At 67.1% G+C, this 9,702-nt stretch carries 11 protein-coding genes; 7 read left to right on the top strand and 4 right to left on the bottom strand.

Translation table 11 applies throughout. From position 1 onward, the window contains the following. From QZZ33_RS03075 to QZZ33_RS03060, 4 genes are all read left to right on the top strand, one after another. On the top strand, positions 1 to 1,340 hold a 1,340-nt coding region (locus QZZ33_RS03075; protein WP_291378082.1), incomplete at its 5' end, for an Hsp70 family protein. A gap of 89 nt (positions 1,341 to 1,429) precedes the next feature. After that, a complete protein-coding gene (gene grpE / locus QZZ33_RS03070; RefSeq protein WP_291378080.1) occupies positions 1,430 to 2,002 on the top strand; it encodes a nucleotide exchange factor GrpE in 573 nt (190 codons plus the stop codon). 44 nt (positions 2,003 to 2,046) lie between these two features. Further along, complete coding sequence (locus tag QZZ33_RS03065; RefSeq protein ID WP_291378078.1) at positions 2,047 to 2,976, top strand: DnaJ C-terminal domain-containing protein; 930 nt, start codon at positions 2,047 to 2,049, stop codon at positions 2,974 to 2,976. A 42-nt stretch (positions 2,977 to 3,018) separates the two neighbouring features. Then, positions 3,019 to 3,432 carry a MerR family transcriptional regulator gene (locus QZZ33_RS03060; protein WP_291378076.1) on the top strand — a complete coding sequence of 138 codons (414 nt, stop codon included), beginning with the start codon at positions 3,019 to 3,021 and terminating at the stop codon, positions 3,430 to 3,432. Positions 3,433 to 3,439: 7 nt separating this feature from the next. On the opposite strand, the gene QZZ33_RS03055 is transcribed toward QZZ33_RS03060, so the two are convergent. Genes QZZ33_RS03055 through QZZ33_RS03045 form a run of 3 tightly spaced genes read right to left on the bottom strand, consistent with a single transcriptional unit; the run spans position 3,440 to position 5,783 of the window. Beyond that, the gene (locus QZZ33_RS03055; protein WP_291378074.1) at positions 3,440 to 3,667 is read right to left on the bottom strand and encodes a DUF167 domain-containing protein; all 228 of its coding nucleotides are present in this window, start codon (positions 3,665 to 3,667) and stop codon (positions 3,440 to 3,442) included. Continuing rightward, complete coding sequence (locus QZZ33_RS03050; RefSeq protein ID WP_291378071.1) at positions 3,664 to 4,629, bottom strand: glycosyltransferase family A protein; 966 nt, start codon at positions 4,627 to 4,629, stop codon at positions 3,664 to 3,666. Before QZZ33_RS03050 ends, QZZ33_RS03055 begins: the two co-directional genes overlap by 4 nt. Further along, the gene (locus QZZ33_RS03045) at positions 4,626 to 5,783 is read right to left on the bottom strand and encodes an FAD-dependent oxidoreductase (RefSeq protein WP_291378070.1); all 1,158 of its coding nucleotides are present in this window, start codon (positions 5,781 to 5,783) and stop codon (positions 4,626 to 4,628) included. The genes QZZ33_RS03050 and QZZ33_RS03045 overlap by 4 nt, the downstream gene beginning before the upstream one ends. Positions 5,784 to 5,892: 109 nt before the next feature. Between QZZ33_RS03045 and QZZ33_RS03040 the strand changes: the two genes are divergently transcribed. Next, on the top strand, positions 5,893 to 6,882 hold the full coding sequence (locus QZZ33_RS03040) for an ATP-binding cassette domain-containing protein (RefSeq protein WP_291378069.1): 990 nt from the start codon (positions 5,893 to 5,895) through the stop codon (positions 6,880 to 6,882). Continuing rightward, positions 6,879 to 7,715: an ABC transporter permease gene (locus QZZ33_RS03035; protein WP_291378067.1), complete on the top strand. Its 837-nt coding sequence runs from the start codon at positions 6,879 to 6,881 to the stop codon at positions 7,713 to 7,715. Before QZZ33_RS03040 ends, QZZ33_RS03035 begins: the two co-directional genes overlap by 4 nt. An 83-nt stretch (positions 7,716 to 7,798) precedes the next feature. Here QZZ33_RS03035 and QZZ33_RS03030 read toward each other — a convergent pair whose 3' ends face one another. Beyond that, positions 7,799 to 8,572: a hypothetical protein gene (locus QZZ33_RS03030; RefSeq protein ID WP_291378066.1), complete on the bottom strand. Its 774-nt coding sequence runs from the start codon at positions 8,570 to 8,572 to the stop codon at positions 7,799 to 7,801. Between the two features lie 170 nt (positions 8,573 to 8,742). Here QZZ33_RS03030 and QZZ33_RS03025 point away from each other — a divergent pair. Beyond that, a partial coding sequence (locus QZZ33_RS03025; RefSeq protein WP_291378065.1) for a sigma-70 family RNA polymerase sigma factor occupies positions 8,743 to 9,702 on the top strand: 960 nt, incomplete at its 3' end.

Here is a 9,702-nt window from a genome sequence, read left to right as displayed (position 1 = left end):
CGTTCGACGTCTCCCTGCTCGAGGTGGGCAAGGACGAGGACGAGTTCTCCACCATCCAGGTGCGCGCCACCGCTGGCGACAACCGCCTCGGTGGAGACGACTGGGACCAGCGCATCGTCGACTTCCTGGTCAAGGAGGTCAAGAACTCTGAAGGCGTGGACCTGTCCAAGGACAAGTCGGCCCTGCAGCGCCTGCGTGAGGCCTCTGAGCAGGCCAAGAAGGAACTCAGCTCGGCCCAGCAGACCACCATCTCGCTCCAGTACCTCAGCATCGGCGAGAACGGCCCCGTCCACTTGGACACCAAGCTCACGCGTTCCAAGTTCCAGGAGATGACGAAGGATCTTCTCGACCGCACCAAGGCGCCCTTCAACCAGGTCATCAAGGACGCCGGCATCAAGCTCGCTGACATCGACCACGTGGTGATGGTCGGCGGCTCCACCCGCATGCCAGCGGTGAGCGACGTGGTCAAGGAACTCACAGGGGGCCAGGAGCCCAACAAGGGCGTCAACCCCGACGAGGTGGTGGCCGTGGGCGCCGCCCTGCAGGCTGGCGTCATCAAGGGCGAGCGCAAGGACGTGCTGCTCATCGACGTGACCCCCTTGAGCCTCGGCATCGAGACCAAGGGCGGCGTGATGACGCAGCTCATCGAGCGCAACACGGCCATCCCCACCAAGTCCTCAGAGGTGTTCTCCACCGCTGATGACAACCAACCGTCCGTGATGATCCAGGTGTTCCAGGGCGAACGCCAGTTCGCCCGCGACAACAAGTTGCTCGGCACGTTCGAGCTGGGCGGCATCGCACCGGCCCCGCGCGGCGTGCCCCAAATCGAGGTGACGTTCGACATCGACGCCAACGGCATCGTCCACGTCCACGCCAAGGACCGCGGCACCGGCAAGGAATCCTCCATCACCGTCACCGGCGGCTCTGCGTTGTCGAAGGAAGACATCGACCGCATGGTCAAGGACGCGGAGGAGCACGCCTCAGAGGACGCCAAGCGTCGCGAAGAGGCAGAGACTCGCAACAACGCCGAGTCCTTCGCGTACTCGACGGAGAAGATCCTGTCCGACAACGAGGACAAGGTTCCCGCCGAGGTGGCAGACGAGGTCAAGGAGGCCATCGCCGAGGTACGCAAGGCGCTTGAGGGAGAGGACGTCACCGCGGTGAAGACCGCCCACGACGACCTCGTGGCCAAGGCGCAGCGCATCGGTGAGGCCATCTACGCAGCCGAGCAGGAGGCGGGCGACCAGCCGGGTGCCGACGCACCTGCTGGCGACTCCGGCCCTGCCGACGACGACGTGGTTGACGCCGAGATCGTTGACGACGAAGACGACACCAAGTAGTTAGGGACTGCAGCGTTCAGTACTACAGCGCACGCCTGGCGGCGGGCGGGAAAGCCCGCTCGCCGCAGACGCGCATGGAAGGACGTCTCATGGAAGACAACACCGGACCCACCTCGCCAGACGACGACGGCGCCGACGACGCTTTGGCGGAAGCCGAGAAGATCATCGACGACGCTGCGCCCAGTAGCGACGATTTTGACGCCGACGAAGAGGGCGCTGACGACGCCCTGACACAGGCCGAAGTCAAGGCGGCCGAACACTTGGCCGACCTTCAGCGCCTGCAAGCGGAGTACGTGAACTATCGCAAGAGGGTGGATCGCGACCGCGCCGCCATCTCAGACATGGCAACGGCCAAGGTGCTTGAGTCGCTGCTGCCGGTGCTCGACGACATTGCTGCGGCTCGCCAACACGGCGACCTCGCCGAGGGCCCGTTTGCGTCTATCGCTGACAAGCTCGAAGAGGCCCTGGGCCGCTTCGGCTGGTCAAGTTATGGCGCGCAAGGAGACGTCTTTGACCCGGAGGTCCACGAGGCACTGATGTCTCAGCCGAGCGCCGACGTCACCGAGGCAACCGTGCAGCACGTTGCCCAGCCGGGCCACCGCCTCGGGGACCGGGTGGTGCGCGCCGCACGAGTCATCGTCGCCCAACCGGAAGACGACTAGTACCGCCACACTGCACGCACCATCGGACAAGAAAGGAGGCAACCGTGACAAGCCAAGACTGGTTCAACAAGGACTTCTACGCGACTCTTGGCGTGCCGAAGGATGCCTCCGCGACCGATATCAAGAAGGCCTACCGCAAGCTGGCGCGGGACCTCCACCCCGACCGCCACCCGGGCAACGCGGCTGCCGAGAAGCGCTTCAAGGAGGTCGGCGAGGCGTACGGCGTGCTCTCCGATGCGGAGCAACGCCAACAGTACGACGCGATCCGCGCCATGGGCGGCGGGGCCCGCTTCCAGGCGGGCGGCCCCGGCGGCGGCCAAGGCTTCGAAGACGTCTTTGGCGGCATGTTCGGCGGCGGTCCCACGCGCGGCCAAGGCTTCGAAGACATCCTTGGCGGGCTGTTCGGCGGCCGCGGCCGGGGCGTCCAGCGGGGCGCCGACCTTGCCGCAGCCACCGAAGTCTCGTTCCGTCAGGCCACCCAAGGCGCTACCGTCACTCTGGGCATCGACGGGCAACGCGTCTCCACCCGCCTGCCAGTCGGCGTCGCCGATGGCCAGAAGATCCGCATCCGCGGCAAGGGCCGGCCTGGCGCGGGTGGTGGGCCCGCAGGGGACGTGATCCTGACCGTTCACGTGGGCAAGCACCCCGTGTTCACCGCGGACGGCCGCAACCTGCGCATGAACCTGCCCGTCTCCTTTGACGAAGCGGTGCTGGGCGCCACGGTTGAGGTGCCCACCCTCACGGGCGAGCGAGTCAAGGTCAAGATCGCTCCAGGCACCTCCTCCGGCGCGACGCTGCGCGTCAAGGGCAAGGGCCTCGTGGCCAAGGACGGGGTCGGCGACCTGCTGGTGCGCGTCGAGGTGGCCGTGCCATCGAAGCTCTCCAAGGCCGCCAAGGAGGCGCTCCAGGCGTTCGCCCTTGAGACCGCTGCCGACGACCCGCGGGCACGCCTGTACGACGACGCGGCCAAGTAGGGCCCTAGCCTGGGCAGTGAGGCCCACAGGAAAGGAGGAGCCATGGAGCAGCCAGACGTTGACGAGCCCGTGTTCCTGATCTCCGCCGCAGCCGACCTTGCGGGCATGCACGCCCAGACCCTGCGCCAATACGACCGGCTCGGGCTCGTGGTGCCCCGGCGTCGTCCAGGCGGCGGCCGCCGCTACTCTCTGCGAGACGTGGCGACCTTGCGCGAGGTGCAGCGCATGAGTCAAGAAGAGGGCATCAACCTCGCCGGGATCGCGCGCATCCTGTCGCTCAGCAAGCGCGTGGAGCGGCTTGAGGCGGAGGTGGATCGGCTACGCCCGCGCGCCGACGTGGGCTCGCGCGTGTTCACGACGGGACCGTCAGGCAACGTCGTCATCGTGGAACGCGGCCAACGCGGCCGACGCAACGAGGGCCGCGGCCTGGTGGTGTGGCGGGGCCGCTCTCAGTAGATCGCGGTTAGTCGTCGACCTCGACGGTCTTGATGCGCGCCGCGTGCCCAGACACGATGCGGATGTCCCGCTTGCGCACGCCCCAGTGCTCCGCGAGCACCGCGACCACGCCGTCGTTGGCCGCGCCGTCGACGGCCCGCTCGCGCACAAACACGGTGAGCAGGCCGTCGGTCCCCGCCTGCACCAAAGGCCCCTTCCTGGAGCCGGGCTTCACGTGGATGCGATAGCGGGTCACGTGCCGTCGCTCCGCGCGTGGGAACGCCCCATCGCCGCGCGTAGGGAGCGAAGAGGCGCGGTGGTGCGCCACGACACTGTGGCCGCCATCGCTTCGATCTGGGCGTGCAGCTGGCTGATCTCGTCTTCCCTTTTCGCGAGCGCAGCGCGAAGGGCCACGGCTTCGCGAGCCAACTCGTCGTCCCACGCTTGCGCCACCGCAGCCACGGCGTCGTCCCTATTGAGCGCGCCGACCGCCCGCGCGGACCACTCCGCCCGCACTCCTGGAAGCTCGCCGAGCGGCGGCCACGACGCGTGCTCGGAATCGGGGTGCCATCGCTTGCGGTATACGGCCGTGGTGACGACAACCGGGGCGTGCGCGACAACGTCGAGCGCCCACACCACGTCGGAGAAGACGTCGCCTTCGCGGTGCGGCAAGGGCCTGGTCGCGGCGCTGCGTTGCACCGAGCGAAACAGCAGGCCCAGCGGTGCGGCGTCTTGGGCAAGCAGGGAGAGCATCGCCGCGGCGCGCACCCGCGCGTCGGTGCTCGACAGCTCAGGAGCACACTCCACTCTCCGCAGCTGATGGTCGACGGACGACGCTTCGGTGGCGGGAAGTTCGGTGATCGAACCGCAGGCGAGGGTCGCGGCCGGGTTTGCGTCGAGTTCGCGCTCGGCGCTGACTACCCAGTCGGCGCCGATCTCGTCGTCGTGTGCCAGCCACATGTGGAACTCGGTCGTCACGCTCGCCTGCAGGTCGTTGCAGTGGGCGACCCAACCCGGATCGATCGCACGACGCCCCACGAAGGACACCTGGTCGACGTCGGCCAGCCGGTCACGAAGCACCGCCAGCGCGTCGTCGGCCTCGCCTGCGTCCGACACGACCACGTGGGCGACGGGTGCCAGGGCCCTCGCGTTGCGCTCGACCACCTCCACCCACGGCAGGGACCGATGCAGGGGAATCAGTACGGTGGTTCGGCTCATGCAATGTCTCCGAGCGCGTCGATCGCCTGAGCCGCCGCGAGGGGCGCCGTCGTGAGCTTGAAGTTGTGGGGCGTCACAACCCTGCCGACCCGCGTCGTCCCGAACTCGGAACGGGCGTGAAGGTCCGAGCGGCGCTCGTCGATGTCTACCGAGCCGTGCCCGAGTATGACGCCACCGATGGCCTCGAGCACCTCGCCACCGCCAGACCACAGGCCGCGGCTGCGCAAGGCGTCGAGAATCTGCTCGGTGATGTCCGTGCGGTGCTGGATCGACGCGAGCGCTTCGCCAACCTTGGCGGACGGTTCCCAGCCCCACTCGTGGAGAATCCTGCCCGACGGGTACCACGACATGTACGTGTGGGTGGCGAGACGCACGACGTCGCCGTATGGTCCGTGCACCATGGTGACGGTGCGGTGATCCGGGTCGCGGGCCATCCTCACCGCCGCCTTCACGCGATAGTTCAGGGCGTGCCGATGCTCGCGCGACACAAACAGGTGCTGACCTTCCCAAGTGGCGTTGACGACCATGTCAAAAGGGCCAAGATCGGGCCCGTCCGCCACCCTGATCGTGGCGCCGCGCGAGTCCTCCTCAATGCCAATTGCCTCGACTCCCACGCTCACCCGGATGCCAGCGTCACGAACAGCCTCGAGGATCACCTCGGCAAGCAGTTCAGGATCGACAGCGCGCTCAGTCGTGTCAAAGCTTGCCAGGCCGGTGGCGTCGTCGACGCGCACCGTCGTGTCGACGACGCGGTCGAGTGGCCTGCCAAGATACGAGGTGCCTGGGACGTCGGCCGCTACCCGGTTGATCGCGGCATAGCGCGCCGCAAGCTCTTCAGGCGAGGCGAGCGAGTCTTCCATCACCAGGTACCGAAAGGGATCGGAGGCAAGCCGGTCCCACTCGACGCGGTGTCCCACGGCGCGCTCCACCACAGGTGCGAAGGCTAGTGCACCGCGCACCATCAACCGGTGCGTCGCCTCATCGCCGAGCGCGAAGATCGGCCCCAGGTGGATCTTGCCCTCGTTGACACGGCTCGCGCGGCGCCAGAGCTGCGGATCTTGCTCCACGATGGTGACGTGGTAACCGCGCTCCGTCGCCAGGAGCGCGCAGAGCGTCCCCAGGATGCCGCCACCGATCACGCCTATGCTCGCCACTCACACCACTTCCCTCAGCTCGTCACGCGAGCCTAGCGGCGCCCTCCCTCTGGGCGGAAGACTCAGCGAGCCGATGCACGTTGTCAGACATTCGTCGTACCTTCTTCTCATGCCTTCTGATATTGCGGTCGAGGCCGACGGCCTCGTCAAGTCCTTCAAGGACACCAAGGCGCTCAAGGGCGTCTCCTTTCAGGTCCCCCGCGGCACCGTGCTCGGAGTGCTGGGACCCAACGGCGCCGGCAAGACCACGGCCGTGCGGATCCTCGCCACCCTGCTGCGTCCGGACGCTGGGCGCGCGATCGTGGCCGGCCACGACGTCGTCAAGCATCCCAGTGAGGTTCGCAAGCGCGTCGGCCTGACGGGCCAGTACGCGTCGGTTGATGAGGAGCTCACCGGCAGAGAGAACTTGGTGATGATCGGTGAGCTGCTCAACATGCGCCCGTCCATCGCCAAGGGCCGGGCGGCGGAACTACTCGACTGGTTCGACCTGTCCGAGGCTGCCGACAAGATGGCCAAGAACTACTCCGGCGGCATGCGGCGGCGCCTGGACCTGGCCGCATCTCTCACGGGCCACCCCGAGATCGTGTTTCTCGACGAGCCCACCACCGGGCTCGACCCAGCCAAGAGAGAGGACATGTGGGACGTGGTGCGCGACATCGTCGCCCGCGGAACCTCCGTCCTGCTCACCACGCAATACCTAGAAGAGGCCGACGCCCTCGCCGACGACATCGTCGTCATCAACCATGGCGAGGTGATCGCTCACGACACTGCGGAACGGCTCAAGAGGGTGGTCGGCTCGCAGACCCTGCGAGTGCGGCCAGCGGAGCCGGACACGGGCGACGCCGTGCGCGCGATTCTCGCCGACGTCGCCACGGACGGGGCACAAGTCGACCAGCCCCGCAACGGAGAGTTCTCGGTGCCTGTGCGGGGCGATGCGGCCCTCGCCGACGTGGTGGGGCGGCTCCGTGCCGCCTCGATTGAGGTGACCGAGCTGTCGCTCATGTTGCCGAGCCTTGACGAGGTCTTCTTCACGCTCACGGGAGAACGCAATCGCACCGCGCCAGGCGCTTCGGACGCGACCGAGGAGGTCGACGCATGACCACCGCAGGAGCAACCCATGAGGTTGCGGTCATCCCCCACGGCCCCACAGACGTGCTGAGGCACTCGTGGGTTCTTGCCAAGCGGTCGCTCGTCAAGACGTGGCGCACGCCAGAGGGGCTGATCGACGTCACGTTGTCGCCCATCATGTTCACGCTGTTGTTCGCCTACATCTTCGGCGGGGCGATCTCGGGGTCAGTGCAGGACTATCTGCCGTTGCTGGTGACCGGGATCATCGGACAGAACATCGCGTTCGCGTCTGTCGGCATCGGCATCCAATTGAACGCGGACATGGAGAAGGGCATCTTCGACCGTTTCAGGTCGCTGCCCATCTCCCGCATCGCGCCACTCTTTGGTGCGGTGCTGGGTGACGTGGTCCGCTACGTCCTGCTCATCAGCATCATGGTGGGCACCGGTTACGCGCTCGGGTTCCGTGTAGGCACGGACATCTGGCACTTCCTGGGCGGCGTGGTGCTCGCGATCATCTTCGCGTTGAGCCTCGCGTGGGGGCCGATGCTCATCGGTCTGTTGGCAAGGTCCCAGCGCGCCGTCCAGGGCATCGTCTTCATGACGCTGTTCCCGCTGACCTTCGCATCCAACGCGTTCGTGCCCACCGAGTCCATGCCCGACTGGCTGGCCGCCTTCGCCAACGCCAACCCCCTGTCGCACCTGGTCCAAGCGCTGCGCGCGCTGTGGAACGATCCCGCGTTGGGCACGGTCGCGGCAAATGATGGCCAGTGGCAGAGTCCCGTGGCCTGGACGCTCTTGTGGTGCGCGATCTTTGTGGCGGTGTTCGCGCCGCTCGCCATTCGCGCCTACAACCGCAAGGCATGACGCCCACCGGTGTCCGTGAGCGGCACACAGGTTGTGGCGCGTGACGCCCTCAGCGCGTCACGCGCCACAACCAACGTGCCGACCTAGCGCTGCATCGACTCGATAAGTTCGTGCGCGTAGTGGTGGGTATCGGGAAGAGACTCGATCCAAACTCGAGGGGGCTGGCGCATGAGGTTGCCGACGCGCATCGTCACCGCCCTGTCCGAGATGTGGTCGCGGAGCACCGCGACTCCCCGTCCCAGAGACGTGCCGCGTTCCACCAGCACCGCATACAAGCCATCGCCCAACCGCGCCATCGGGTAGCCGTCGCCGTACGCGGCCTTGAGGGCCTGGCCCACCGCCGCATTGCGCGCCATCCGCTGCCACGGATCAGCGTCGGCAACGGAGACGTCGATCATCACCAGCGCATGCGTCTGCGTCACCGTGGTGCCCTGTCGGTTCGCGAATCCGTAGACCTCCGAGAGCCTCTGCGTCAGGTACTCCGCCGTACCAAGGCCCGACTCGGCGTCAGCCATCTGCGGTGCGGCCGGAGCAGCAACTGAACCCTGCGTCCAGCCCTCGCATAGGGCGCGGATGGAGCGGATGGGGGCGGACTCGAAGCCCGCAGAGCGGAACAGCACCGCCATGTCATCGATGGCCTCGGTGATGCCCACTCCGGATTCTGATCGGGCCTGCCCCAGGCGGAACGCGGACGGCGCCGTGTCCAAGCGGGCCTCGAGCGCCTCGACAAGGGCCTCGGCGGCTGGCGTGTACCAGTCGCCTGGCCGCAACCAGACGGACTCGATGCTCGCCGCCTGCCACGTGTCCAAGAGTGTCGAAGGTCCCACCGTGCCCGTGAGGTGTTCGTTGACCGTCATGCGCTATGAGACGGTGATGAGGCCCGCCTATGACGCATGTTTTCGTGGAATACCGCAAACTCGACACGCGTCATGCGGCGGGTGTGACGAATCCCACGCGAGCGTAGCCTTGTGCATTGCCCCCAAAAAGGGGGACGATAGAAGGCACGAATCTCCCTACATTCGGCAGGGTGGACGAGTACATGGGCAATGAGCTGATCGCTCTTTGGACGGAAATGTCCAGCGATCCCGAGCTGATCGCAGGCGTGCGCGCAGGCGACTCGGCAGCTTTTGGCGTGCTCTACGAGCGCCACGCGACCGCCGCCCGCAAGGTCGCCGCGCAATACACCAACACCCCTGCCGACATCGACGACGTGGTGTCCGAGTCGTTCTCCCGCGTCTTGAGGGCCCTCCAACAAGGTGACGGCCCCGACCTCGCGTTTCGCGCCTACCTGTTCACCATCGTTCGCCGCACCGGCATGGATCTCATCAACAAGGGGATCCGCACGCGGCCGCGCGACGACATGTCGCCCTACGAGTCTGCCCTTGGCTATGAAGCGTCGTCCGACGAGCCAGCCTTGGCCAACTTCGAACAAGGCCTCGTGGCCGATGCCTTCACGTCGCTCCCAGAACGCTGGCAAGCGGTGCTGTGGTACACCGAGGTTGAGAAGAAGAGCCCCAAAGAGATCGCCCCCCTGCTAGGCCTGTCAGCGAATGGCGTGGCCGCATTGTCGTACAGGGCGCGAGAGGCGCTACGCCAGGCCTATCTGCAGCAACACCTCGCCACAGCTGGCGACGTGGACTGCCTTGAGGCCAACGCGCAGTTGGGCGCGTTCGTGCGCGGCGGGCTCAACAAGCGAGAGTCCTCTCGCGTGGACGAGCACGTGCGCACGTGCGCGAAGTGCGCCGCGCTCGTGGCCGAACTCGAAGACGTCAACCGCGGCATGCGCGGCATCATCGCTCCTCTCGTGCTGGGCGCGGCCGGAGTCGCTGCACTCGAGGGTGGCCTACCCATCGGCGGAGTGCTCGGCACGGCAACTGGCGGGGGAGCCGCTGCTGGCTCCGGCACGGGCGCAACTGTCGGCGCCGGAGGTGCAGGCACGTCGGGCGTCGCGGCGGCCGGAGCGGCCGCCGTCGTGGCCGCTGGCGCC

The organism is Demequina sp. (genome assembly GCF_016278775.1).
GTDB lineage: Bacteria > Actinomycetota > Actinomycetes > Actinomycetales > Demequinaceae > Demequina.
This window is presented reverse-complemented; position numbering and strand designations above follow the sequence as displayed.